Below are 25525 nucleotides of genomic sequence, written 5' to 3' on the forward strand. Positions count from 1 at the left end.
TGAGCAGCCCAAATCTTTTTATAATGCTTTTTTAACGCCGGTGTAGCTCAGTCGGTAGAGCAGCACATTCGTAATGTGCGGGTCGTAGGTTCAAATCCTATCACCGGCTCCAATAAGACAAGCCCTTAAGCGAAAGCTCAAGGGCTTTTTATTTTCTATGGGCACTCGGACGTTCGCCGCCATCTGAGCGGTCTCGCCGGTCTGACGCTTTCGACCGGCCCTAGCGGGTCGGTCCTTCACCGTAAACTTGCCCACACCTGGCAATGGGACCTCGCCTCCCCGGACCGGGGTTTCACGCATGGCCTGGCCCAAAGCCTCGATGACTGCTTCGAGCGCACGCCTAGGTTGGTCGACCATCTATGCTTGGCGGCGGAGTGCGCTCCCCAATTCCACGTCCTGAGCCTCGAGATACTGCTCGTAAGCACCGCTGAAGTTGACCACGCCCTCTGGCGTCAGCTCGATGATGCGGGTCGCCAGGGAAGAGACGAACTCCCGGTCGTGGCTCACGAAAACAAGAGTGCCGGGATAGTTTTCCAGGGCGGTATTCAGGGATTCAATGGATTCCATGTCGAGGTGGTTGGTGGGCTCGTCGAGGACCATGACATTGGGCTGTTGCAGCATCAACTTGCCGAACAGCATGCGCCCCTGCTCGCCGCCGGACAGAACCTTGACCGATTTTCCGATCTCGTCCTGGGAGAACAGCAGCCGCCCCAGAACGGCCCTGACCGCTTGCTCGTCATCGCTTTCCCGCTTCCACTGAGCCATCCAGTCGAACAGGCTCAGGTCCTCGGCGAAATCGGCGGCATGGTCTTGGGCGAAATAACCCAGACGGACGTTCTCGGACCACTTCACTTCGCCCCGGTCGGGGGTCAGTTCACCCACCAGGGTACGCAAGAGGGTGCTTTTGCCGATGCCGTTGGGGCCGATCACCGCAACCCGCTCGCCCACTTCGATCAGGAGATCCAACCCCTGGAACAAGGGCGCCTCCCCGTAGCCTTTGCCAAGGTCCTTCACCTCCAGAGCCAGACGGTAAAGCTTCTTTTCCTGGTTGAAGCGGATGAACGGATTGACCCGGCTGGACGGCTTGATGTCTTCCAGCTTGATCTTCTCGATCTGCCGGGCGCGGGAGGTGGCCTGCTTGGCCTTGGAGGCATTGGCGGAAAAGCGGCTGACGAAGGTCTGCAATTCCGCAATCTGGGCCTTCTTCTTGGCGTTGTCCGCCTGCTGGCGCTCCCGCATCTGGGTGGAGGCGATCATGTAATCATCGTAATTGCCCGGATAGACACGCACTTCACCGTAGTCCATGTCGGCCATGTGGGTGCAGACGCTGTTGAGGAAGTGGCGGTCATGGGAAATGATGACCATGGTGCTGCCACGCTCGTTCAGCAGGTTTTCCAACCAGCGGATCGTGTTGATGTCCAGGTTGTTGGTGGGTTCGTCCAGCAGCAGGATATCCGGATCGGCGAATAGGGCCTGGGCCAGCAGCACCCGTAGCTTCCAGCCTGGCGCCACGGCACTCATGGGACCGCCATGCTGTTCCAGGGGAATGCCGACGCCCAATAGCAATTCGCCCGCCCTGGACTCGGCGGTGTAGCCGTCCAGTTCGGCAAAACGGACTTCCAGGTCCGCCACTTTCATGCCGTCGTCCTCGCTCATGTTCGGCAGGGCATAGATGCGGTCGCGTTCCGCCTTGATCTGCCAGAGCTCGGCGTGCCCCATGAGCACGGTGTCCAGCACGGTGTGGTTCTCGAACCCGAACTGGTCCTGGCGCAGCTTGCCGAGGCGCTCGTTGGCGTCCATGGATACGTTCCCCGCGCTGGGCTCGAGGTCTCCGCCGAGGATCTTCATGAACGTGGACTTGCCGCAGCCGTTGGCGCCGATCAATCCGTAGCGATTGCCGTCGCCGAATTTGACCGAGACGTTTTCGAACAGGGGCTTGGCCCCGAACTGCATGGTGATGTTGGCTGTAGATAACAATGCTTTTCCAAAAAGTTGATGGTGTGATGAATCCCGCATTACCGAAGCAGCAGAAATCGGGCGGTAACGACAGTACAGCGAGCCAGTGGCGGAACAGTTGACGCGGGCGATGCGGAATCAGCCGGCCGGGAAAGACCTGAAATATCGAAGCTCTCATCGAAACGGGGCAGAGATTAACGTATTGATCCCATAAGGGCCAGGTGTTTCAAACTAATTTTTCTTAAGGATCCCGTACGGGCGCTTTTCCGCGCAATGAAATCGACGTAAACGGTTGATTTAGGTGGCTATTAGACCAGTTTGAACTGTTTGATGTCTGCCGCGGTCACAAATTTGACAGACCCGCTGTCAGGGAGCATCACACATGAGCGTACAGCTCAATCACACTATTATTTCGTGCCGCGACGAGCAGAGATCGGCAACGTTCCTAACCGAAGTTCTTGGCTTGCCAGCACCCAAACCCTTCGGACCGTTCCTTGTCGTCGAGCTCAGCAACGGGGTTTCACTCGACTTCTACGAGACCGACGGCGAGATCGCATCGCAGCACTACGCCTTTCTGATCGGCGAGGACGAGTTCGACCAGATTTTCGGCCGCATCCGCCAGCGAGGGCTCGAACACTGGGCCGACCCCGGCCAGCACCGGCCGGGCGAGATCAACCGCCATGATGGCGGCCGCGGAGTGTATTTCGAAGACCCCGATGGCCATCTCCTCGAAATCATCACCCGTCCTTACGGCAGCGGCGGATAGGTATACGAGCCGTTACAGCTCTCCTTTGAATATCGCCGATCACTAACGCTATCAACCCAGGAGGTCAGTATGAGCAAATCGCCCGGACACCGAAAATGGCCTGACCATAAAGTCCAAGAAAAGCATATGGGTCAAAGCGTGCAGGTTAAGATCCATGGCGACGTCGTCGCCGCTTCGAACGACGTGATCCAAGTCGACGAAGACCAACACCCTGCTCGTTATTACTTTCCCCGTTCCGACGTCAAGATGGACAAACTTGAGCGATCGGATACCACGACAGAGTGCCCGTTCAAAGGAACCGCTCATTACTTCAATCTAAATCTTGGCGATAAGATATTCGAGGATGCGGTTTGGACGTATGAGGATCCCTATGAAGAGCACCGTGCACTGAAGGACCGGTTAGCCTTTTACGACAACAAATTCAAGGACATTCAGATCGAGCTTAGGGCTTAAAGCGTAACGGCTCGCCTGACATCGCCGCCGGCTCACGTTAGATGCAAACAGCCAGCCGGCGGCACAAGCATCCGACGCATCCAGCTTTATTGGACGCCGGCTGTGCGTAAGGCGGGCCGCACGAGCGCAGGCTGGCGACGGACCAAAACCGGTCAATTACGGTTATTCAACGGATAGCGTATTACCGCCACGATTGACAGACGCACCGGGTTTGTCGCTTAGTCAAAGGACTTCGGTACTAAGCGCTCACGACCCGGCGTAGCGGAAAAAAGCTCTCAACCCTGGGGGCGAGGTCAAGAATGCCGATGCCAATCCTGTAAACCCACATGCCTATTTGTGATCGCAGCAGTTTTAAACCCGCCTGGTGGTTGCCGGGACCGCATCTACAGACGCTCTGGCAGCCCTTGACGAGGCGTTTCCCCCAACTTCGAACCTTACGTGAGCGCCTGGCCACAGCGGATGGCGATTTTCTCGATCTGGACTGGTTCGGAACGCCGGCGCAGCCCATTGTAATTCTCCTCCACGGCTTGACCGGTTCCTCGCGCTCCGCCTATATCCAAGGTATGCAGAGCGCGCTGGCCAGGCACGGGTTTCGGAGTGTCGCCGTGAATTTTCGTGGCTGTAGCGGCCAGCCAAACCAGACCGCCCGTGGCTATCACTCCGGTGAAACCGGGGATCTGAATTATGTCTATCACATCTTGAGCCGGCGTTATCCGGAAACCCCCTTGGCGGCCGTGGGGTACTCGCTGGGCGGAAACATGTTGCTGAAATGGCTCGGGGAGCAGGGCAACGCCGTCCGCCTTTTCGCGGCGGCGGCCGTTTCGGTGCCCTTGCTGCTCGATCGGTGCGCCGACCGTATGGACTGCGGCTTTTCCAGGGTTTACCGCAATCATCTGGTAGGCGAATTAAAGGATTACATCCGATGCAAGCAGAACCATTTGCAGGCGATCGGGAATGATCTCGAAGCCGAGAGACTCCGGAGCCTCGGCGACCTTTCCCGCGTTCGCTCGTTTTGGGAGTACGACGATCGCGTAGTCGCCCGGCTTTATGACTTCTGGGACGTCCACGACTATTACGAGAAATCCAGTTCGCGCCAGTATCTCAAGCGGATTCATCTTCCCACCCTCGTCATTCAGGCGCGGGATGATCCTTTCATGACCGCGTCGGTCCTGCCCGAAGACCACGAGTTATCGTCTTTCGTCCACCTGGAAATCACCACGCAAGGCGGGCATGTAGGTTTTATCTCCGGCCGTCATCCGGGCAGGCCACAGTACTGGCTTGAGCATCGCATTCCCGCCTTCTTGCGGACGGAGTTGGACCGTGTCCAGAAGTTGTAGCCTCCAGTCGTTTCAGGAACGCTTGCGGGTGGGATCGACGTGGCCGCTCGCTACGGCTTTTCACCAGCTCTCAGCCGGTCCGCTTGGCCCGCGTCCATCGAGGCGAGCTCCGCGATCGCCGACCAGTCCAGCGCCTCGCCGCCATGGGCCAGCAGCGTCAGGAACCGATCGCGCAACAAGCTCGCCATCGGCAGGGGCACGCGGAGGCTTTCCGCCGCGTTAAGAGTCAGCCGGATATCCTTGAAGCCCAATGCCGCGGCGAACCCCGCGGGCTCGAACTTTTGCTCGGCGATCAAGGCGCCATAGGTCCGGTAAACCGGAGCGCCGAAAAGCGTCGAGGTCAGGACATCGAGATACTGATGTCGATCGACACCGCCCTTGCCGACCAGCGCCATGGCCTCGCCCAGCGCCTCGATGACGGAGGCGATCAGGAAATTGCCGCTGAGCTTGACGAGATTTGCCGCTTCCGGCTTGTCGCCGACGCGAAAGGTCTGCTGCCCCAGCGCTTCGAACAGCGGCAAGGCGGCATCGACCGCGTCCGGCGCGCCGGCGGCAACGATGTACAGCTTGGCCGCGGCCGCGGCTTCCGGCCGTCCAAAGACGGGGGCGGCGATGAACCGCTGGCCGGCGTTCGCGTGTGCCGCAGCCAGTCTTTCCGAGAGCCCGACACTGATCGTGCTCATGGAAATGTGGAGAGCGCCCTTGCCCAAGCTGCCGATGATGCCTTTCGCTCCGAACGCGATGGATCCTACGGCAGCGTCGTCCGCCAGCATCGTAATGACGGCATCGCCCCGACAGGCGTCCGCCACTTCCGACGCGGCCCGAGCGCCCTGCTCGACCAGCGCCTGCATTTTGCCGGGCGTGCGATTGTAAACGGTCACCTGATGGCCGGCCCGCACCAGATTCGCCGCCATGCCGGAGCCCATATGCCCCAGTCCTATAAATCCCACTTTCATAACACCACCTCTTTGTGCCGGGGCTTGCCGATTCAGGCCAGTTCGTCCAAATGGTAAGGTGTCGCTCCGCACCCACACCAAGTTCGACTTGATCTCCGCGGAAAAATCCCCAGCGCCACTGCGCATCACAGCCCCCAAACGACTCCCTTCCGTTATTCCACCGCCATCTGAGGCGGATGGCTCCGGCTAATTCGAGAGCCAGGACGATGGTGCGAAAAAGGGGATTTGTTTCCCCTGGTTACAGGCTAAAATGGCTAAAGCCCATATCAAGACGAAAGCCGTTTCATAGTGACTCGGGCGAATGATACCTACAGAAAAAAATTCAATATTGGGGGAAATGAGTGGCTTACTGTCGCCGCTATCGCCGCAAGCACTCCATGGTCCGAGGAATGCCGACTGACACCGCCCATGTTGCTAACCGGTTAGTTTGCAAACGCGCGGCGAGTTTCGGCGTAACCCTCTTCGTCGTGTTCTCCGGAGTTGATTAACCACCCTTTGACACGCTCCGGAGCGATCGATTTCGTCCTTTGTTCGTGCCGCCGTATCCACTCGATCTAATGGCGCGTTATCGCTCTCGGCCCGAGCGGTGCCTTTTGGCGGTATGAGACTACCGCGCCGCTCGAAAGCCAACGCGTACTGAAGAAAGACAAATCAGCTTGCCCGGTCTCCTGCCGGGCTGATTTTTTTAAACTGACACCATGGCAAACCCAAAACAGCAAGAACCCACCGCCAAACTCGGCTTCGAACAAACCCTCTGGGCCGCCGCCGACAAGCTGCGCGGCCATATGGACGCCGCGGAATACAAGCACGTCGTCCTCGGCCTGATCTTCCTCAAGTACATCTCCGACGCCTTCGAGGAAAAGCACGCGGCGTTGCAGGCCGAAGCCGACCAGGGCGCTGATCCGGAAGACCGAGACGAATACCTCGCCGACAACATCTTTTGGGTGCCGAAGGAAGCCCGCTGGTCCTTCATCCAGGCCAACGCGGTACAGATCACCATCGGCAAGCTGATCGACGACGCCATGACCGCCATCGAGCGCGACAACCCGCGCTTAAAGGGTGTGCTGCCCAAGGACTACGCCCGGCCGCAACTCGACAAGACCCGCCTCGGCGAACTCATCAACCTGATCGGCACCCTAGGCCTCGGCGATAAAGCCAGCCGCTCCAAGGATATCCTCGGCCGGGTGTATGAATACTTCCTCGCCCAGTTCGCCAGCGCCGAAGGCAAGAAAGGCGGGCAGTTCTACACCCCGCAATGCGTGGTTAAGGTGCTGGCGGAAATGCTGGCGCCGTACAAAGGCCGGGTGTACGACCCCTGCTGTGGCTCGGGCGGGATGTTCGTGCAGTCGGAAAAATTCGTCGAGGCCCACGGCGGGCGGATCGGCGACGTGTCGATCTTCGGGCAGGAATCGAACCCGACCACCTGGCGCCTGGCGATGATGAACCTCGCCATCCGGGGCATCGAGGCCAATCTCGGCGGCGAGAACGCCGACAGCTTTCACCGCGACCTGCACCCGGACCTCAAGGCCGATTACATCCTCGCCAATCCGCCCTTCAACATGAGCGACTGGGGCGGCGAGCGGCTGCGCGAGGACAAGCGCTGGGTTTACGGCGTACCGCCGGCCGGCAACGCCAACTATGCCTGGATTCAGCACTTCGTCCACCATCTGGCGCCGAACGGCATCGCCGGCTTCGTGCTGGCGAACGGCTCCATGTCGTCCAATCAATCCGGCGAAGGCGAGATTCGCAAGGCCCTCATCGAGGCTGATCTCGTGGACTGCATGGCGGCCCTGCCCGGCCAGTTGTTCTACTCGACGCAGATTCCGGTGTGCCTCTGGTTCCTGGCCCGGAACAAGGCAAACGGCCGCGGCATGGATGGCCGGCCGCTCCGCAACCGCTCCGGCCAGGTGCTGTTCATCGATGCCCGCAAGCTCGGCTACCTGGAAGACCGCGTACACCGGAACCTCAGCGACGAGGACATCACCCGGATCGCCGACACCTACCACGCCTGGCGCGGCGATTGCGACGGGGATTACCTCGACGTGCCCGGCTTCTGCAAGAGCGCGACGCTGGACGCGATCCGGGGGCACGGCTACGTGCTGACGCCCGGCCGCTACGTGGGCGCGGCGAAAGCGGAGGACGACGGCGAGCCGTTCGCGGAGAAGATGGCGCGGTTGACGGCGGAACTGGAAGGGCAGTTTGCGGAGAGTGCGCGGTTGGAGGGGGCGATTCGGAAGAGTTTGGGGGGGTTGGGTTATGGCGGGTGAATGGGCAACATCAGTGTTCGTTGATGCGCCAATACAAATCATTGATGGGGATAGAGGTGCAAATTACCCAAAACAAAGTGAGTTCCTCTCAAACGGACATTGTCTTTTCTTGAATGCCGGAAATGTCACGACTACGGGATTCGATTTTTCGGACTGCGCCTTTATCAGCGAGGAAAAAGATACCGATCTTCGTAAGGGAAAACTTCAACGGCAAGACGTTGTTCTGACGACAAGAGGTACTGTAGGAAATGCTGCATACTTCGATGAGGCTGTGCTCTTTGAAAATATTCGCATCAATTCTGGCATGGTGATATTTCGCCCTGATCCATCAGCATTATTGCCACGCTTTCTTTATCTCTTCGTTCGTTCGGCCGCCTTTCTCGATCAAGTTGCCCGACTGCGCACTGGGAGCGCGCAGCCGCAACTCCCGATCAGAGACATCAATCGAATTAAAATTCCGATTCCGCCACTCCCAGAACAACGCGCCATTGCTCACATCCTCGGCACCCTCGACGACAAAATCGAACTCAACCGCCGCATGAACGCCACGCTGGAAGCCATGGCGCGGGCGATCTTCAAATCCTGGTTCGTCGATTTCGACCCGGTACGCGCCAAAACTGAAGGCCGCGCGCCGGAGGGGCTGAACCCGGCCATTGCCGCGTTGTTTCCGGATGGGTTCGAGGATTCGGAGTTGGGCGAGATTCCGGCGGGGTGGCGGGTACAAACGCTTGGCGAAGTGACGCAGTATTTGAGTCGCGGGATATCGCCTGCCTACGTGGAGCACGGCGGTGTACTTGTCTTAAACCAGAAGTGCATTCGTGATGGAAGCGTTGATTCGACCAAGGGGCGCCGGCACGACTCCACTAAGAAATCGATCAACGGGCGTGGCCTAATAGAAGGCGATGTGCTCGTTAATTCCACAGGTGTGGGTACGCTTGGCCGAGTGGCCCAGATACTGGCGGTTGAGGAAGAAACGATTGTCGATTCCCATGTGACCGTGGTTAGAGCGGATGGTATCAATCTGTCATGGAACTATCTTGGAATTGACCTATCCCGACGCCAAGACGAAATTGAGGCGCTGGGAGAAGGAAGCACAGGACAAACCGAACTTGCGCGGGCACGTTTGGCCGGCTTGCCTGTTCTGATACCCGAACAATCGGTAATCGCCGCATTTGACAAAATCGCCTTGCCTTTCCGGTATCGACGATTAAAAAACGAATGTGAATCCCGCACCCTCGCCGCCCTCCGCGACACCCTCCTCCCCAAGCTCCTATCCGGCGAACTGCGCGTGAAGAACGCTGAACGCTTTATCGAAGTTGGTACCTGATGACCAATTTGGACGCTCTAGCCCCAAACTATCGACGCGCTCTGGAACGCTGGACAGATGCGCCAACGCTCTCTGCGAGCTATGCGGCATTGAACGCTTGTTTTGAAGGTAATGCCCACGGATTGATCGAGCACATCAAATCATTCATCGAGAGTGTGTGCGTGACAATTCTGTGCGAATTTGGGAAGTCTCTGCCGTCATCTTCACCGTCAACGACGGATCTCCTCGTTGCTTCGCTTCAGCCTTTGGGCCTATACAACACCAAAGGCGCGAGCAAGCTAGGCAAAGTGCTGTCCGGCTTTAATAGGTTAGCGGATGCTCTTACTGAAATGCGCAATGATCATGGAGCAGTTGCTCACGGCAAAGACGCCTTCATCGATGCCGTGGCTGAAGATCATGCTCGGGCGTTCCTGCATACGGGTGATGCGATCTTAAGTGTCATTCTAAATGCACTCGAAGGTAAAGAACCCGACCTTAGCGTTACCCGTGAGCCGTATGAACGATTTATTCATCATCATGAGCGCATCGACCGAGCCGTTGGTGTCGAGGCTCGAATCGACGAAGACAATGATGGCCGGTCAATCATTGTAGTTGTGATCAGAATAGGCCCGAAGGAACAAACGATAGAAGTGCGCACTGAACCAAGCCGTTTGCTTTTCGGCATCGATCGTGACACCTACATTGATATCTTAAAAACTGTTGTCGAGGTGGTTCCCACACTGGCGGAGGGAAAGATGGAGGAGCCGAGTGCTGGCGAAAAACCGCCAGAGCTTAGTGCGGCACACGCTGGCCCGCCGGTAATAGAAGTGGTTCCGAGCTACAACGGTCGATTTGAGATTTTCCGAGCGGATTTAGAGAGATTCTTAAGCACAGAAGGTTGGTCACCTACGGAGCCTCGATTGGCAGAAGCAAACCTAACTGATTCGTTGCTGGCGACTATGGATCAAAACGTGGGCGTAGATTGGAAGCAGCGGGGAATGCTTCAAGCCCGCTTAAAGGTGGCCTGTAAGCGTGTGCTGGTGCAATTCGGCTTTGATGTTGAGAAAGTAGAGGAGATCGCCGAGCGATTGATAACGTGGATGCGTGTACAAATACCTGATTCCGATGAATTTCAAGCCATGGTAACCGCACCAAGTCCATCGGCATTTAATTAGTAAATCCGATACAACATAACTTCTAATCGGCTTATTAATATATGGCTATTTCAACGTGGGACTTATTGAAGTCTCTCGGGTTTGTCGAGGATCAGACTGTAATTTCCGAGTCGCCCGGAGGGCTCAGTTTTGATTTTAAGAGCTTCAAGTTATCCGCAAGTTTCTTGACTAATCGTTGGTTACAACCTTGCGTTATATTGGGCGGGATCATATCGACTCCCCGAATAATTGCCTCAATCGAGTGCGAGATGCCCAGCGAGGTTGAATCGTTGGAACAAGGCGTAGCATGGGTCACTTGGTGCCTGGACGACCATTCGCCGAAAGGCATGTTTGAGCCCGCTTCGCCGATACCCTGGCTCGCCGTTGGTCGCCAGAATCGCCACCTCCTGCCCTGGGAAAAGGAGCGAGCCGCGTATGCCGCTCGGCCGCATTGCACCGTCGAGCGGGCTTGGGCTCGGCTTGCTCTGAATACCCTGGCTGAGAAATTAAACTTGGTCGGCGAGAAGACAATGGCCATCTTCGACTTTGATGGCTCCGTACTTCGGATAAGTTGCGGGGAAACGGTCATTGCCATGCCGGCTGATGGCCTCCCTTGGACACAGCCGTTTTCAATTGCAGCAGGGTTGCTCCGCAATCTCCCGAAGCGGTTAATGACTTCGGCTGTAGAATTCTCGATTTGGGACTCGGCACTCCAAATCGGGAATCGGCGCTACCGTGGGGTTATCGCTGGTGAGTGCGAGATGAGTGAAACCTAGTAATTACCAAGCAATAAAAAGGCGGTGCCCGCATCTTACCAACGAAGCTTTCGAGAGTAATTGTCAAAAACAAGCGATAAAAAAATCAAGTTAAAAATAATCCCATTTTTCACCGCCAAGAATAACACCAACAAAAATGTGCACTGGCGCCCTCACCGAATCCGTCGTCGAAGAAGCCGCCCTCACTTGGTTCGAGAGCTTGGGCTATACGATCCTTCACGGCCCCGATATCGCCCCCGGCGAACCCGCCGCCGAACGCGACAGCTACGCCCAAGTCCTGCTCGAAGGCCGGTTACGGGAAGCCCTGGCCCGGCTCAATCCACAGCTTCCCGCCTCGGCGCGGGATGAAGCCCTGCGTAAGCTCAAGCACCTGGAAGCACCCGGCCTCCTCGCCAATAACCGCGCCCTGCACCGCTACCTGATCGAAGGCGTGCCGGTCGAATACCCCGCCGAAGGCCGCATCGTCGGCGATCATGCGCGGCTGTTCGACTTCGACGCCCCGGAGCGCAACGACTGGCTGGCGGTGAACCAGTTCACCGTGGTGGAAGGCCAGCACAACCGCCGCCCGGATCTGGTGGTCTTCGTCAACGGCTTGCCGCTGGCGGTGATCGAACTCAAGAACGCGGCGGACGAGAACGCCTCCCTCTGGGCCGCCTTCAACCAGTTGCAGACCTACAAGGCGCAAATTCCCGCCCTGTTCGTCTACAACGCCGCGCTCATGATTTCCGATGGGCTCCAGGCCCGCCTGGGCTCGCTCACCGCCGACCGGGAACGTTTCGGCCCGTGGCGAACCATCGAGGGCGAGGCCCCGGCGCCGGCCAAACTCACCGAACTGGAAGTCCTTGTGCGTGGCGTGTTCGAGCCCCGGCGGTTCCTGGACCTGATCCGCTATTTCATCGTGTTCGAGGACGACGGCGCCGGCAATCCGGTGAAGAAGATCGCCGGCTACCATCAATTCCACGCGGTCAACCTGGCGGTGGAAGAAACCGTTCGAGCGTCCGCGCCGGCCATGGCGGCGGAATCGACGGGCCGTTACGAAAGCCGCCGGATGCCGGGCGGCGCGCCCGCCGACCGGCGCGCCGGCGTGGTCTGGCACACCCAGGGCTCGGGCAAAAGCCTCACCATGGCATTCTATGCCGGCAAGCTGATTCGGCACCCCGCGATGGCCAACCCCACCTTGGTGGTGCTCACCGACCGCAATGATCTGGACGACCAGCTTTTCGGCACTTTCGCTCGCTGCGCGGCCCTGCTCCGGCAAGCCCCGGTCCAGGCGGAAAGCCGCGCCGACCTGCGGGGTAAACTTCAAGTGGCATCCGGCGGCGTGGTCTTCACCACGGTGCAGAAGTTCTTTCCCGAGGTTCGGGGCGACAGCTACCCGCTGCTGTCCGATCGCCGCAATATCGTCGTCATCGCCGACGAAGCCCATCGCAGCCAATACGACTTCATCGACGGTTACGCCCGGCACCTGCGCGACGCCCTGCCCAACGCTACTTTCATTGGATTTACCGGAACCCCGGTCGAACTCACCGACAAGAACACCCGGGCGGTGTTCGGCGACTACATCAGCGTCTACGACATCCAGCGAGCCGTGCAGGATGGCGCCACGGTACCGATCTACTACGAATCGCGGCTCGCCAAGCTGGCGCTGTCGGAGACGGAACGGCCCACGCTCGACGACGAATTCGAGGAAGCCACCGAAGGCGAAGAAACCGAACGCAAGGAAAAGCTCAAGTCCAGGTGGGCGCAGATCGAAGCCTTGGTCGGCACCGAAAAGCGCGTCGCCCTGATCGCACAAGATCTGGTGAACCACTTCGAGCAGCGCCTGGCAACGATGGACGGCAAAGCCATGGTGGTGTGCATGTCGCGCCGGATCGCCGTAGATTTGTACGACGCCATTGTCAAGCTGCGCCCCGACTGGCATAGCCCAGACGATGAACAAGGCGCCATCAAGATCGTGATGACCGGCTCCGCCGCCGATCCGGCCGAGTGGCAAACCCATATCCGCAACAAGCCGCGCCGAGAAGCTCTCGCCAAGCGCTTCAAAGACCCCAAGGACCCGCTGAAACTCGTCATCGTCCGAGATATGTGGCTCACCGGCTTCGACGTGCCCTGCCTACATACGATGTATATCGATAAACCCATGCGCGGCCACGGACTGATGCAGGCCATCGCCCGAGTCAACCGGGTGTTTAAGGACAAGCCCGGCGGGCTGGTGGTCGATTACCTCGGCCTCGCCGACCAGTTGAAACGCGCTCTGGCCGACTACACCGACAGCGGCGGCACCGGCAAGACCGCCATCGACCAGACCGAAGCCGTCGCCGTTATGCTGGAGAAGTACGAGATTTGCCGGGGCCTATTCCATGGCTTCGACCATTCCCTTTGGACGTCCGGGAGCCCCGCGGAAAAACTTTCTCTGCTGCCGCCCGCCCAAGAACACATTCTTGCCCAGGATGACGGTAAGAGCCGCCTGAACCAGGCCGTCACCGAGCTTTCCAAAGCCTTCGCGCTGGCCGTACCCCACGAGGACGCCCTAGCAATCCGGGATGACGTGGCGTTTTTCCAGGCGGTACGCGCCGCCCTGAGCAAAGGCGGGAGCGGCGGCAAGACCGATTACGAACTCGATCACGCCATCCGCCAAATCGTTGCCAATGCCGTGGCGCCGGAAGGCGTCATCGACCTGTTCGCCGCGGCCGGGCTCAAGAAGCCGGATATCTCCATCCTCTCGGATGAATTCCTCGCCGAGGTCCGCGGCTTGCCTCACAAGAACCTGGCGGTCGAAATGCTCCGGAAGCTACTGACCGATGAGATCAAGCTGCGCTCCAAGAAGAACCTGGTGCAATCCCGCTCCTTTGGCGAAATGCTGGAACGGGCGATCCGCGCCTACCAAAATCGTGCCATCGAAACCGCTCAAGTCATTGAAGAGCTTATTCAACTCGCCAGGGACATGAAAGCCGCGCAGGCACGGGGCGAGAATCTGGGGCTGAATGATGATGAAGTCGCCTTCTACGATGCTCTGGAAGCCAACGACAGTGCCGTGCAGGTGCTCGGCGACGAGACCTTGAAAACCATCGCCCGCGAGCTGGTCGAGACGGTTAAGCGCAATGTCACCATCGACTGGACCGTGAAAGAAGGCGTCCGAGCCAAGCTGCGGGTAATCGTGAAGCGGATACTGCGGAAGTATGGTTATCCGCCGGACAAGCAGGAACGGGCCACGCAAACGGTGTTGCAGCAGGCGGAATTATTGGGGGTAGAGTGGGCAGCCTGATCACAGACGCCTCAGGCTCCGCTCGCGGTCTCGGGGTTACCTCGTGCGTGTTATACGGCAGCCTCAGTCTTTAGACATTCAGGCATCGAACCTATGGAAACTCTCGAAGAGCGAATCCGGCGCGTTACACAAGAAGAAATTGGGATGGCCCCTTACGACCCCGCCTGGCCGCTCCTGTTTGAGGAGGAGAAGAAACATCTTCTTAGGATCGTACCTCAAGAACTCATTGGCCGTATCGAGCACTTCGGGAGCACGGCCGTCCCATACTTGGCCGCCAAGTCAATCGTGGATATGTTGGTTGAAGTCACATCTCTAGGCAAAGCGAAATCGGTTATCGCCCCTGTATTGGAGGCCAAAGGCTATGACTACTTTTGGCGCCCGACGCGGGGGGATGACGGTAGCCCATTCTATGCCTGGTTTATCAAGCGCGATTCCGCCGGAAAACGGACTCACCATATTCACATGGTTGAAAAAGAGTTCGAGCATTGGGATCGCTTGCTGTTTCGAGACTATTTGATTAAACACCCGCCCGTTGCCAAAGAGTATGAAGAATTAAAGTATCGTCTGGCCGCAATGCACCCGAATGATCGGGTCGCTTATACCAATGCGAAGACTGATTTCATCGTGCGAGTTACCGAGGCCGCGAAGAAACACTACAAGCCTGTCTAACATCTCCGTCTTGGGTGCCGGTCTCCCCACTGGATCGCTGTCTATCCGGATAAGCGCGGAGATGTACGTACGAACTCTCGCTTATTTTTCCGAACGAGATTCGGTGTTTAAATGGACCCCACTCGGAGGGACAGTAAGGAAGCTGCCTTCGGGCAAGGATGATGGAATGTTGCACGGCCCCCCAGGACGGAAAGCCATATGCCAAACATCCAAATAGTCTAAGGAGTAGATACTGTAACTGGACCGACCATTGAGCACGGATGGTCAGATTCGCTAGGAAGCGAAGCGGGAGGACAGGGATGTCCGGGTCTAGCCGCTTTCTCATCTCTACACTCTCCTCCCCCTCCCAGCACACCTATCGCGATCTTTGCGGCTCTGCATGTATAGAGCGGTTTCTACACCTAACCGAACGCTCCACCAATACCTGAGCGCCGAGCCGTAAAGGAGCGAAGAACTTCCTCTTGCCGGTTGTCCACAGTTCTTGTGGGAAACTGTGTAATCAGGAACAGCCCCCCATTTCCGCACTCTGCCGCCCCTTGTAAAGAAAATGACCAATCCGTTACACCCGTCCTCTCCAGACGCCAACGGGGTTTGCCAACTACCTTCCGGAAAGCGGTAGATGGGTTATCCGTGCGGGCGGAGTTTTTAGCGCTTAACGATCGTTTCCCGGCCGGAAACAGCCGGATTTTCCCAAGAGTTCTCTCATAGCCTAAGCTTATCGTGATCGGATGCCATGACAAGATGGCCCTACCTCTCGACATTGCGGGATAATTAGGAATTCGTGAAAAGACGTTATAGCGGGAGTCTAGTGGGCTATAGCCACTAAGGTCTGCGTAACATAAATGGTAATATATCCTTTGCTTGACCATGGTCGTATGGCTCGGCCCGCGCCACTGCTGGCAGCTTGAACTTGAAATGCCGCCGGCCCATAAAAAATTCAGGAAACCTACGGATGAAAGAGTCGGATTACAGCAATTACGTCAAAGCATTCACGCGCCTGTTCGAAGCCTACGACGCCTCCGCGCCTTATTTAGGTGTGACCGACGATTTCAAATACTTTGTCAACCGCAAGCGCACATGGTTGGAACGGCTCAAATCGCCGGAGTTTCCGGTGGCTTTCTTGGGCGCATTCTCCGCCGGCAAGAGCACCATCATCAATGCGGTGCTGGGCGACGACATTCTGCCCCAGGCCACCAAGTCTTTCACCGCCATCCCCACCCTAATCCGCAAAGGGCGCGCCAATCGGGCAGTCATCCACTACCTCAACGAAAGCGAACGGGACGAGCTGAAAAACCTGTATACGGAGGAACTGTCCAAGGAATTGCGCAAGAGCAGCGACGCTTACCGTAAGCTTGGCAAAGGTGAATTGCTGAGTACGCTGGCAAAGGACATCGAACAGCATAAAAACCAGTTCGGCTCTTTCAACAAACAAAAATTTTTCGATGAGCTGAAAATCCTGATCGAAGGTTGGAACAAACTCAGCGGCGCGGTAAAAGAAATCGCTCTGGCGGAGTTGCCGAGCTACGTCACCGAAGATTACGAAGACGTGCTATTCGTAGACCAGGCGGAAATATTTCTCACCGACGTCAATATCCCGGAAAACGTAGTGCTGGTCGACTTGCCGGGACTGGGCGTAGTTAATCCGCGCCACCGCAAGGTGACCAAATCCTACGTGGAAAACGACGCCAAGGCCTTCGTCATCGCCATGAAGGTGTTCCACCTGCTGGAAGGAGAGGAAATCGAGTTATTGGCCGAAATCCACAGCCAACGCAAGCGAGTGCTGCAGCGGGCCTTTTGGACCATCAACCAGTGGGACGTGCTGAGCAGTCAGCAGAAAAAAGAAGAACTGGCGAATTTTGGACAAAAGATTGACCACTACGGTTTTCATATCGCCAAAGACCGGGTATTTCGGGTATCGGCGCTTAATTACTTGCTGTTGAAACTGATCCAGGAGGGCCGTCTGGAAAAGAGCGGCAGTATCCGCGAGCATGTGGACGCGCTCCAAAAAGCCATCGGTAAAATACCCGAACGGAACGAGGCGGAAGGTTTTATCAAATCACTGGAGGAAGCCAAGAGCTTCGCCGGATTCCGCGCCAACCTGTTCGAATACCTGGCTCATACCGCCAAAGCCGAATTTCTCGACGAAGCGCGCAGCGAATACATGGATTTGGCCAAACGGCTGAGAGAGCGGTTGGAACCCCTCTACCAGAACTACAAAAACAAGAACGACGACAGTATGAAAAGCACCTTCATCGCGGGCGAATTGTCGCGCCGCCAGGACGAGGTATTGCGGCGTCTTCGTACCACGGTGGAAGAGCACATTAAAGTGCTGCGTACCGAGGTATTGCCGGAGTTTGTATTCTGGCGCGACGAAGACCGGGAGCAACTGGGCGAGCAAATTGCCAATGCCATCGACACCTTGGATCGCAAAGCGCTTAAAAACGAGTTGCTGAAAGGCTTGGACCTGCATAGCGTGATCAGCCGGCTGCCGCACAAAATCGAAGAAAACCTTCACATCCAGCATACCTTCCGCACCCAGCTGCAGCACCTGTTGGATGAGCAAATCGTACGGCGCCATCTCTTCCGTCTGCTAGACAGCATTTCCTCCAACGATGCTCTGCCGGAGGACGTACTGGCGGTGCTGAGCGACCGCTTGAGCGGCCGCGACATGGTTAACCGGCTGAAAGGCATGTGCGACGTGTTCCTGTTCGAGTACGGCGGCGTCATCGACGAACTGGGCCGCGCCATCATGGCCAAGGAGGCCGACGAGTCCGTCCAGAGCAAAGAAGACATCATCGAACTGGTGCAGAAAAACGCCGACCGCGCCCTTGAAATCGCGAAGAGCACGCGCCTGCTGGGGCCCGACGCCGGTGTGAAACAAATGCTGGCCTTGGGATTGGACAAACTGAGCAGCATTTACGGTGTCCTGACGGAGGTGCGCCAAGTACCGGCCGTGCCCACCGGCAAAACCGACGAAATCGACCGAGCCCTGGAGTGCTATAAGATCGGCTTGCTGGATTACACCCGCAAGCAGCAGCGTCAAATCAACAAATTTGCCCGTCGCGGCATCAAAAACTATTTCGAGGAATTGGAAGAGAATTTACTGGCCTATTTCGAATCCATTAAGGACGAGATAGCCAAAATGATCATGAAACAACTCACTAGCGATATTGACGCGGAGTTGAATTCCGAACTGCAAAAGCAGAAAGTGATCAAGGACGCTTACCAGGTGGTTACCAGTGCTGTCGGCCAAGGAAGGAGAAACGCCGACAATTAAACTTTTGGGAACTCAGGTAGAAGTCACCATAGGTATTGATCCACCCTGCCCTACGCCACGCGCCTGGATTGTCCTGAGTTAGCAGGCTCGGTCAAGCATTATCGCGCTCGTCCATCAGATGCTCAATGATCGGCCTGAATATGATTTCCATGGCCAGACCCATTTTGCCTCCGGGAATGACGATCGAGTTGTGTCGGGACATGAACGAGTTATGAATCATCGACAGCAGGTACTGGAAGTCGACATTGAACTTGCTCGGATCCTTGAAACGAATAATCACGAAGCTTTCATCCGGTGTCGGAATATCGCGTGCAATGCACGGGTTCGAAGTATCGACCAAAGGAACTCGTTGAAAGTTGATATCCGTCTGTGAAAATTGCGGAGTGATCACTTTCACGTAATCTGCCATGCGCCGGAGGATGGTATCGGTGACGTCTTCCGGCTTGTAACCGTGCAAGGCAGTATCCCGATGAATTTTTTGAATCCATTCCAGGTTAACGATGGGAACGACACCGACGAGCAGATCGGTATATTTGGCGACATTAATAGTCTCCGTCTTAACACCGCCGTGCAGTCCCTCGTAAAACATGAGATCGGTGCCTTCAGGTATTTTCTCCCATGGTGTGAAGGTCCCGACTTGGTAGCCGCCAAGACTTTTTCCGTCTTCTTCGCTATGAATGTAGTAGCGACGCTTGCCCGAGCCGGTTTCCCCATACTCCTTAAAGGTTCTTTCCAGCTCGTCCAGGATATTGGCTTCAATCGAGAAATGACTGAAGGTTCGACCTTCTTGTTGTGCTTGGGCGATCCTCGTATTCATTTCTACCCGGTCATAGCGATGAAAGCTATCACCATCAATCATGAGAGGTTTTAACCCCAGCCGAAAAAAAATGTGCTCGAAGGACCTTTTTACAGTCGTGGTGCCTGCACCGGACGAGCCGGTGATGGCGATAACGGGATGTTTTTGGGACATGGGGGACTCCTCAAAGAATTGCGAAATCCGTTTCCGGGTTTATTGTTGTTTTATTCTTTTGGCGAGTCCAACGCTCATGCAATTGCTTGAGAACGTCAATATCGACCAGACTGAACGCTTTTTTCCAGGGGGCTTCGCTCAAACAGATCAAAGGCTGTTCCGGTTCTCCTAGGTGGTCTGTTACAAGCAATGCTCCGGTGAAATCCTGATCAGAGGTGTAGTCGTTGACGGTAACCAGCGTCGGAATACCCGCCCCCAGGGACGATCGCAAGCCATTTTCCGAATCCTCGAACGCCAGGCAATCCTTAGCCTCCAGACCCAATTCGGCCAGTACGTATTCATAAATATCAGGCGCTGGCTTCTTGTTCGGAACGATCTCCCCCGCACCGATTACTTCGAACCAAGTCGCCGCATCCGAGCCGAAAGACGCCGATAGCAAGGCCTGAACATTCTCCAATGTGGTCGTGGTGGCGATGGCTAGCCGCAATCCTGCCGCCATGCCCTCCTTCATCAAACGAATGATGCCCGGTCGGACCGGAATCCCATCGCTTTCCACCAGAGCGGTGTAATGGCGGGTTTTCGTAGCCTGTAGATTTTCGATGAAATCGCTTAGCTTGGATTCTTGGACGGGAACCTTCGGCCGATAGGTGTTGATGAAGTGGCGCAAGCGTTCCTTGCCGCCCGTAACGGCAAGGAGATCGCCATACAGGGATTCATCCCAAACCCAGTCGAGGCCCGCTTCCGCGAAGGCTTGATTAAAAGCAACGCGATGGCCCAGGCGTTCGGTATCCGCCAGGGTGCCATCCACGTCGAAAACGAGCGCCTTGAGCACGGTCTAAGTGACGACCGGATCCAATTCACCTTTGCTGTATCGCTTGTTCATCTCTTCCAGGCCGATGACCTTGATCTTCGAAGCTTGGCCGGCGGCGCCGAACGCCTCATAACGGGCCTTGCAAATCCCGGTCATGGCTTTTTGCGCTTCTTTGTAGACCTTGCGCGGATCGAAGTTCTTTTTGTCTTCGACCATGTACTTCCGCATAGCGCCATAGGAGGCGATGCGCAAATCGGTGTCGATATTGACCTTCCGTACACCGTGACGAATACCTTCCACGATTTCCTCGACCGGGACCCCGTAGGTCTGGCCTATATCGCCGCCGTAGTTGTTGATCATTGCCGCCCAGTCTTCGGGTACCGAAGACGAGCCGTGCATGACCAGATGAACGTTGGGGATGCGGGCGTGGATCTCCTTGACGCGGTCGATGCGGAGCACCTTGCCGGTTGGTTTCTGGGTGAACTTGTAGGCGCCGTGGCTGGTGCCAATCGCGATAGCCAAGGCGTCGACCTTGGTTTTTTTAACGAAATCGGCGGCCTCGTCCGGGTCGGTCAGCAATTGGGAGTGATCCAGTTCACCTACCGCACCGTGACCGTCTTCCTCGCCGGCTTTGCCGGTCTCCAATGAGCCCAGGCAACCCAGTTCACCTTCAACCGAAACACCGCACGCATGGGCTAGATCGACCACCTTGCGGGTCGTCTCGACGTTGTACTCATAGCTGGACGGCGTTTTCATGTCCTCCAAGAGGGAGCCGTCCATCATGACCGAGCTGAAACCGGACTGGATGGCACGAACGCAGACCGCCGGAGAAGCACCGTGATCCTGGTGCATGCAGATCGGAATATGCGGGTACATTTCCACTGCCGCGAGGATGAGATGGCGCAGGAACGGCTCGCCCGCGTAGCTGCGCGCGCCGGCGGAACCTTGCAGGATCACCGGAGCGTCAACCGCGGAAGCGGCTTCCATGATGGCCTTAACCTGCTCCATGTTGTTCACGTTGAACGCCGGTAAGCCGTAGTTGTGCTCAGCGGCGTGGTCCAGCAATTGCCTTAAGGAAATAATAGCCATCGATATGCTCCTCTCGCCTGCTTAGCGACGAAGTTCAGCCATGCGCCGACAACCCCATTCAGACCCTTTCCGGTTTGAAACGGGCATCGCCTGGCGGCATAAGACACCTCTTTCGGTGGGTTTTAAGCCCAAGGAGGCGTCCCAGCCGAAATTCATCGCCAATCAGGTCCTTTCGTGTACTTGAACTAGAGAATCGACTCCACTTGTTTGACGACATTGTCGACGGTGAAACCGAACTCCTTGAAGAGCTGGCCGGCCGGCGCGGATTCGCCGAAGCGGTCCAGACCTACCACCTTGCCGCTGAGTCCCACGTACTTGAACCAGCCATCACTCACGCCGGCTTCAACGACCACGCGCTTGGCAACGGCGGACGGCAGCACCGACTCACGATAAGCGGCATCCTGAGCGTCGAACACGTTGGTCGAAGCCATGGATACAACACGGATGTTCCTGCCCTTGCCGGCCAGTTCTTCCGCCGCCTTGAGCGCCAGCTCGACTTCCGAACCCGTGGCGATGATGATCGCCTCCGGCGTCCCGTCAGAGTCGCGAACGACGTAACCGCCGCGCTGGATGGCTCCGATCTGCGCCGGCGTGCGAGACACGTGGGGCAGATTCTGGCGCGAGAAAATCAGGACGGAAGGTCCATCCTTGCGCTCGATTGCGGCCTTCCAGGCGACAGCCGACTCTACCGCATCGCAGGGACGCCAGACCTGCATGTTGGGAATCATGCGAAGAGTAGCGGTCTGCTCGATCGGCTGATGGGTCGGACCGTCTTCGCCGAGACCAATAGAGTCATGGGTATAAACGTAGATCACCGGCGCTTTCATAAGTGCCGACATGCGCAGCGCGTTGCGGGCATATTCCGAGAACATCAGGAAGGTCGCGCCATAGGGCTTTAATCCCCCGTGCACCGCGACGCCATTCATGATGGCCGACATGCCGAATTCGCGCACGCCGTAATAAACGTAGTTGCCATCATGGCCTTCCGCGTTCACGTTCTTGCAACCGGACCAGATGGTCAGGTTGGAGCCGGCCAGGTCGGCGGAGCCGCCCAGAATCTCTGGCAGCAGCGGGCCGAAGCCGTTCAGGGTGTTCTGGGATGCCTTGCGGCTGGCGATGGTTTCGGCTTTTTCATCGACCTTGGCGATGAAGCTCTTGGACTTCTCGGCCCAATCGCGCGGCAGTTCGCCGGCCATGCGACGCTCGAATTCCGCGGCGAGTTCCGGGAATTCGGCACGATAGTTCTCGAAGCGGTCGTTCCAGTCGGCTTCGCTCTTCGCACCGATTTCGCGCGCGCTCCAGCCTTCGTAGATGTCTTCCGGAACCACGAACGCCGGATGCGACCAACCGATGGTCTCGCGGACCAGGGCGACCTCGTCGGCGCCCAAGGCGGCGCCATGGCATTCTTCCTTACCCTGCTTGTTGGGCGAGCCCCAACCGATGATAGTTTGGCAGCAGATCAAGGATGGCTTGTCGGTGACGGAGCGCGCTTCCTCGATGGCTTTCTTCACGGCTTCCGCGTCATGGCCGTCAACTTTCGGAATGACATGCCAGCCATAGGCTTCGAAACGTTTGGGGGTGTCGTCCATGAACCAGCCCGGGGTATTGCCGTGGCCGCGTACCTCGCCGTCGATGGAGATGTTGTTGTCATCATAGAAGGCAATCAGCTTGCCGAGCTTCATGGAGCCGGCCAGCGAGCACGCTTCGTGCGAAATGCCCTCCATCAAGCAACCGTCGCCCAGGAACACATAGGTGTAATGGTCGACGATTTTGTGGCCGGAGCGATTGAACTGGCCTGCCAGCGTACGCTCGGCCAAGGCCATGCCCACAGCGTTGGTGATGCCCTGCCCCAGCGGGCCGGTGGTCGTTTCAACGCCCGGCGCATAACCGTATTCGGGATGGCCGGGGGTTTTGGAATGAAGCTGCCGGAAGTTTTTCAGCTCTTCGATCGGGAGGTCGTAACCGGTCAGATGCAGCAACGAATACAACAGCATCGAGCCGTGCCCGTTGGAAAGAACGAAACGGTCGCGATCCGGCCACTTCGGATTCGAAGGGTTGTGGCGCATGTAATCGTTCCACAGCACCTCGGCAATATCCGCCATTCCCATAGGCGCTCCCGGATGCCCGGAATTTGCTTTTTGTACGGCATCCATGCTCAAAGCGCGTATGGCATTTGCTAGTTCTCGACGCGAAGGCATGTTTTTCTCCTTAATACTTTTTATGGTTACTTCACTAAAGGAAGGAGGGAATTTTATCAGCCTGATCGACTTTGTCACGAGATTCGCATGGCCGTTCCGAAAATGGATCTCCGTCACGCGCCTACTCCATCCATGGGTCCCTAAGCAAGTAAACGTTGAAATTTAAAAGAGTTTAGGAACTATCAGGTGATTCCAAGCCCGGAGAAACCGGTCGGGCTTCGGGTTGACGTTTCTGAATTCGTCATCGCTTACGCTGCCCCTCAGGGGGCAACCACGGAATGAAGTTCCGCTCGCAACTTCATGCCACTAGCGATTTTCCACCGGCGGTCTCGGCCACGAAACCCTTTTCCGATTAACACCACAACGACGGATACGCCCCCGCCTTTCGACTACATCCTTCATTCTTGCATGGGCCGTCCGCTGCAGCCACAAAAGTCCCAGCCGCTCAGCCAGAAACCCTCACAACCTTTCCAATGGATTCGGCTGCGCCATATGTCCCGAAGCCTGCCGTTCTTGTTAAAAATGCTTGGTTCCATGTATTCTTACCCGCCCGGTTATTGCCGTGGCAAGCCTTGAAGTACCCTGATTGGGCGGTTCCGTCAGAATTGCCGACCAGAGTCTGATGCAATAGTAATCGGAGCCCGGATGTTCCCGGCGCTCACCAGACACACTCACTTTGAAATGTAGGATTCAATCATGCCAAAGAATTTACTCGAACAACTTCGGGAAGTAACGGTGGTTGTGGCCGATACCGGAGATATCCAGGCCATTGAAACCTTCAAACCCCAAGATGCGACGACCAATCCATCGCTGATTACCGCCGCTGCCCAAATGCCGCAGTATCAGGGCATCGTCGATGACACGCTGAAAGGTGCCAGAGCGACTCTGGGCAAGGACGCGCCGGCATCGCAGGTGGTTTCCCTCGCGTTCGATCGCCTGGCCGTTTCCTTTGGGCTCAAAATTCTCCAGATCATTCCCGGGCGCGTTTCAACCGAGGTAGATGCCCGACTTTCCTACGATACCGAATCGACCATCACCAAGGGCCGTGATCTGATCGCGCAGTACGAAGCACAAGGCGTTTCCCGTGAGCGCGTGCTCATCAAGATCGCCGCGACTTGGGAAGGTATCCAAGCGGCAGCGGTTCTGGAAAAAGAGGGGATTCACTGCAACCTGACTTTGTTGTTCGGCCTGCATCAGGCAATCGCCTGCGCCGAGAACGGCATCACTCTGATTTCCCCCTTTGTCGGCCGAATCCTCGATTGGTACAAGAAGGACACCGGGCGCGATTCTTATCCGCCCGCCGAAGATCCTGGCGTTCTCTCGGTAACCCAGGTCTACAACTACTACAAGAAATTCGGTTACAAAACCGAGGTCATGGGCGCCAGCTTCCGCAACATCGGGGAGATCACGGAATTGGCCGGCTGCGATCTGCTGACCATCGCACCGTCTCTGTTGGGCGAACTGCAATCAACCGAGGGCGACCTGCCGCGCAAGCTGGACCCAAACAAGGCGGCCAATGCCTCCATTGAGAAAATCACCATGGACAAGGCAACTTTCGACCGCATGCACACCGAGAATCGCATGGCTTCCGACAAACTGTCGGAGGGCATTGATGGCTTCACCAAGGCCCTGGAGTCCTTGGAAGGCATTCTCGCGACCCGGCTATCCTATCTCGAAGGGTAGGAAACTCTACTACGCGGCGAAGAATATTTCCGGATCTGAGACCGGATAGCGACGACTTCAACACCGGCAAGGAATGTGTCGGCACATTACCCTGGTAGAAATAGTCGCCATATTCGACGCCGCGCATTTTCACGCGGAATATTCGTTCCTTGCCGCCTGTGCGAGGAACGACCTTGAAAAATCGGGTATTTCAGCGCAGTCGCGCTGACCAACCAACCGATCACTTTTCCATTTGATGGCATCTACCGCCATTGCTGGCAAAGTCGGCTCCCGCAAAGATTTTCAACCCAATCATCTGCTTGATCCCCTTTATCTTCTTTGGTTTTCTTATCGATAGCGATGTGTCGCCCGCTTGCGCCTATCACTCCGGAAACCATATAAATTGCTGATGTTTGGGTTGGCTGCCGCCGTCACGCTCAAACAACACCGCGATGACATGCACGATTGCCATCCGCCCTGCGAAACATCGATAGGGACATTTCGTTATACTTCAGAGCACTGCGCTTAATAGCATTTTCATATCTGACGTATGGAATTGCGCTAACGCCGGAGTACGTTGGCGGTCTTTCAAAGGGGGAAACGTATGAGCAAA

General features: G+C 56.8%; 18 protein-coding genes and 1 tRNA gene. 12 read left to right on the top strand and 7 right to left on the bottom strand.

Annotation, left to right across the window (positions count from 1 at the left end):
- Positions 1 to 36 precede the first annotated feature (36 nt).
- Positions 37 to 112 (top strand) — tRNA-Thr (locus tag VEB01_RS16895).
- On the opposite strand, the gene VEB01_RS23170 is transcribed toward VEB01_RS16895, so the two are convergent.
- Both VEB01_RS23170 and VEB01_RS16900 read right to left on the bottom strand, forming a co-directional pair.
- The gene (locus tag VEB01_RS23170) at positions 91 to 357 is read right to left on the bottom strand and encodes an HU family DNA-binding protein (protein ID WP_414675504.1); all 267 of its coding nucleotides are present in this window, start codon (positions 355 to 357) and stop codon (positions 91 to 93) included. The two genes, VEB01_RS16895 and VEB01_RS23170, sit on opposite strands and share 22 nt — an antisense overlap.
- Complete coding sequence (locus VEB01_RS16900) at positions 358 to 1977, bottom strand: ABC-F family ATPase (RefSeq protein ID WP_324877463.1); 1620 nt, start codon at positions 1975 to 1977, stop codon at positions 358 to 360.
- Positions 1978 to 2338: 361 nt separating this feature from the next.
- On the opposite strand from VEB01_RS16900, the gene VEB01_RS16905 reads away from it, so the two are divergent.
- The 3 genes from VEB01_RS16905 (at position 2339) to VEB01_RS16915 (ending at position 4512) form a co-directional block, all read left to right on the top strand.
- On the top strand, positions 2339 to 2722 hold the full coding sequence (locus tag VEB01_RS16905; protein WP_324877465.1) for a VOC family protein: 384 nt from the start codon (positions 2339 to 2341) through the stop codon (positions 2720 to 2722).
- 69 nt (positions 2723 to 2791) lie between these two features.
- The gene (locus VEB01_RS16910; RefSeq protein WP_324877466.1) at positions 2792 to 3175 is read left to right on the top strand and encodes a DUF427 domain-containing protein; all 384 of its coding nucleotides are present in this window, start codon (positions 2792 to 2794) and stop codon (positions 3173 to 3175) included.
- Positions 3176 to 3501: 326 nt separating this feature from the next.
- The gene (locus VEB01_RS16915; RefSeq protein ID WP_324877468.1) at positions 3502 to 4512 is read left to right on the top strand and encodes a hydrolase; all 1011 of its coding nucleotides are present in this window, start codon (positions 3502 to 3504) and stop codon (positions 4510 to 4512) included.
- Positions 4513 to 4562: 50 nt separating this feature from the next.
- Here the strand turns inward: VEB01_RS16915 and VEB01_RS16920 are convergent, their stop codons facing one another.
- Entirely contained in the window at positions 4563 to 5468 is a 906-nt protein-coding gene (locus VEB01_RS16920) for an NAD(P)-dependent oxidoreductase (RefSeq protein ID WP_324877469.1), read from the bottom strand.
- Positions 5469 to 6166: 698 nt separating this feature from the next.
- Here VEB01_RS16920 and VEB01_RS16925 point away from each other — a divergent pair.
- The 7 genes from VEB01_RS16925 to VEB01_RS16955 all read left to right on the top strand — a co-directional run bounded on the left by VEB01_RS16925 (position 6167) and on the right by VEB01_RS16955 (position 18182).
- Complete coding sequence (locus VEB01_RS16925) at positions 6167 to 7735, top strand: class I SAM-dependent DNA methyltransferase (protein ID WP_324877471.1); 1569 nt, start codon at positions 6167 to 6169, stop codon at positions 7733 to 7735.
- The gene (locus VEB01_RS16930; RefSeq protein WP_324877472.1) at positions 7725 to 9062 is read left to right on the top strand and encodes a restriction endonuclease subunit S; all 1338 of its coding nucleotides are present in this window, start codon (positions 7725 to 7727) and stop codon (positions 9060 to 9062) included. Before VEB01_RS16925 ends, VEB01_RS16930 begins: the two co-directional genes overlap by 11 nt.
- Positions 9062 to 10216 (top strand): abortive infection family protein, encoded by a 1155-nt coding sequence (locus tag VEB01_RS16935; protein WP_324877474.1) that lies wholly within the window; start codon positions 9062 to 9064, stop codon positions 10214 to 10216. The genes VEB01_RS16930 and VEB01_RS16935 overlap by 1 nt, the downstream gene beginning before the upstream one ends.
- Positions 10217 to 10464: 248 nt before the next feature.
- Entirely contained in the window at positions 10465 to 10971 is a 507-nt protein-coding gene (locus tag VEB01_RS16940; RefSeq protein WP_324877476.1) for a hypothetical protein, read from the top strand.
- 136 nt (positions 10972 to 11107) lie between these two features.
- On the top strand, positions 11108 to 14236 hold the full coding sequence (locus tag VEB01_RS16945; protein WP_324877477.1) for a type I restriction endonuclease subunit R: 3129 nt from the start codon (positions 11108 to 11110) through the stop codon (positions 14234 to 14236).
- A gap of 93 nt (positions 14237 to 14329) precedes the next feature.
- Entirely contained in the window at positions 14330 to 14905 is a 576-nt protein-coding gene (locus VEB01_RS16950) for a GrpB family protein (RefSeq protein WP_324877479.1), read from the top strand.
- A gap of 952 nt (positions 14906 to 15857) precedes the next feature.
- On the top strand, positions 15858 to 18182 hold the full coding sequence (locus tag VEB01_RS16955; RefSeq protein WP_324877481.1) for a dynamin family protein: 2325 nt from the start codon (positions 15858 to 15860) through the stop codon (positions 18180 to 18182).
- 91 nt (positions 18183 to 18273) lie between these two features.
- Here the strand turns inward: VEB01_RS16955 and VEB01_RS16960 are convergent, their stop codons facing one another.
- The 4 genes from VEB01_RS16960 to tkt form a co-directional block, all read right to left on the bottom strand.
- Complete coding sequence (locus VEB01_RS16960; protein WP_324877483.1) at positions 18274 to 19152, bottom strand: phosphoribulokinase; 879 nt, start codon at positions 19150 to 19152, stop codon at positions 18274 to 18276.
- A 10-nt stretch (positions 19153 to 19162) separates the two neighbouring features.
- Complete coding sequence (locus VEB01_RS16965) at positions 19163 to 19984, bottom strand: HAD family hydrolase (protein ID WP_324877484.1); 822 nt, start codon at positions 19982 to 19984, stop codon at positions 19163 to 19165.
- Positions 19985 to 19987: 3 nt separating this feature from the next.
- Positions 19988 to 21052 (bottom strand): class II fructose-bisphosphate aldolase, encoded by a 1065-nt coding sequence (fba, locus tag VEB01_RS16970; RefSeq protein ID WP_324877487.1) that lies wholly within the window; start codon positions 21050 to 21052, stop codon positions 19988 to 19990.
- Positions 21053 to 21237: 185 nt separating this feature from the next.
- Positions 21238 to 23250: a transketolase gene (gene tkt / locus VEB01_RS16975; RefSeq protein WP_324877489.1), complete on the bottom strand. Its 2013-nt coding sequence runs from the start codon at positions 23248 to 23250 to the stop codon at positions 21238 to 21240.
- A gap of 696 nt (positions 23251 to 23946) precedes the next feature.
- Between tkt and VEB01_RS16980 the strand changes: the two genes are divergently transcribed.
- Positions 23947 to 24933, top strand: coding sequence for a transaldolase (locus VEB01_RS16980; RefSeq protein WP_324877491.1), 987 nt, complete (start codon positions 23947 to 23949; stop codon positions 24931 to 24933).
- The last annotated feature ends 592 nt before the right edge of the window (positions 24934 to 25525 follow it).

The organism is Methylocaldum sp. (genome assembly GCF_035627495.1).
Taxonomy (GTDB): Bacteria; Pseudomonadota; Gammaproteobacteria; order Methylococcales; family Methylococcaceae; genus Methylocaldum.

Bases quoted from the DNA above. Each gene is read 5' to 3' on its own strand.
- VEB01_RS23170 (WP_414675504.1), bottom strand. From the start codon at position 357: ATGGTCGACCAACCTAGGCGTGCGCTCGAAGCAGTCATCGAGGCTTTG.
- VEB01_RS16905 (WP_324877465.1), top strand. From the start codon at position 2,339: ATGAGCGTACAGCTCAATCACACTATTATTTCGTGCCGCGACGAGCAG.
- VEB01_RS16910 (WP_324877466.1), top strand. From the start codon at position 2,792: ATGAGCAAATCGCCCGGACACCGAAAATGGCCTGACCATAAAGTCCAA.
- VEB01_RS16915 (WP_324877468.1), top strand. From the start codon at position 3,502: ATGCCTATTTGTGATCGCAGCAGTTTTAAACCCGCCTGGTGGTTGCCG.
- VEB01_RS16920 (WP_324877469.1), bottom strand. From the start codon at position 5,468: ATGAAAGTGGGATTTATAGGACTGGGGCATATGGGCTCCGGCATGGCG.
- VEB01_RS16925 (WP_324877471.1), top strand. From the start codon at position 6,167: ATGGCAAACCCAAAACAGCAAGAACCCACCGCCAAACTCGGCTTCGAA.
- VEB01_RS16930 (WP_324877472.1), top strand. From the start codon at position 7,725: ATGGCGGGTGAATGGGCAACATCAGTGTTCGTTGATGCGCCAATACAA.
- VEB01_RS16935 (WP_324877474.1), top strand. From the start codon at position 9,062: ATGACCAATTTGGACGCTCTAGCCCCAAACTATCGACGCGCTCTGGAA.
- VEB01_RS16940 (WP_324877476.1), top strand. From the start codon at position 10,465: ATGCCCAGCGAGGTTGAATCGTTGGAACAAGGCGTAGCATGGGTCACT.
- VEB01_RS16945 (WP_324877477.1), top strand. From the start codon at position 11,108: ATGTGCACTGGCGCCCTCACCGAATCCGTCGTCGAAGAAGCCGCCCTC.
- VEB01_RS16950 (WP_324877479.1), top strand. From the start codon at position 14,330: ATGGAAACTCTCGAAGAGCGAATCCGGCGCGTTACACAAGAAGAAATT.
- VEB01_RS16955 (WP_324877481.1), top strand. From the start codon at position 15,858: ATGAAAGAGTCGGATTACAGCAATTACGTCAAAGCATTCACGCGCCTG.
- VEB01_RS16960 (WP_324877483.1), bottom strand. From the start codon at position 19,152: ATGTCCCAAAAACATCCCGTTATCGCCATCACCGGCTCGTCCGGTGCA.
- fba (WP_324877487.1), bottom strand. From the start codon at position 21,052: ATGGCTATTATTTCCTTAAGGCAATTGCTGGACCACGCCGCTGAGCAC.
- tkt (WP_324877489.1), bottom strand. From the start codon at position 23,250: ATGCCTTCGCGTCGAGAACTAGCAAATGCCATACGCGCTTTGAGCATG.
- VEB01_RS16980 (WP_324877491.1), top strand. From the start codon at position 23,947: ATGCCAAAGAATTTACTCGAACAACTTCGGGAAGTAACGGTGGTTGTG.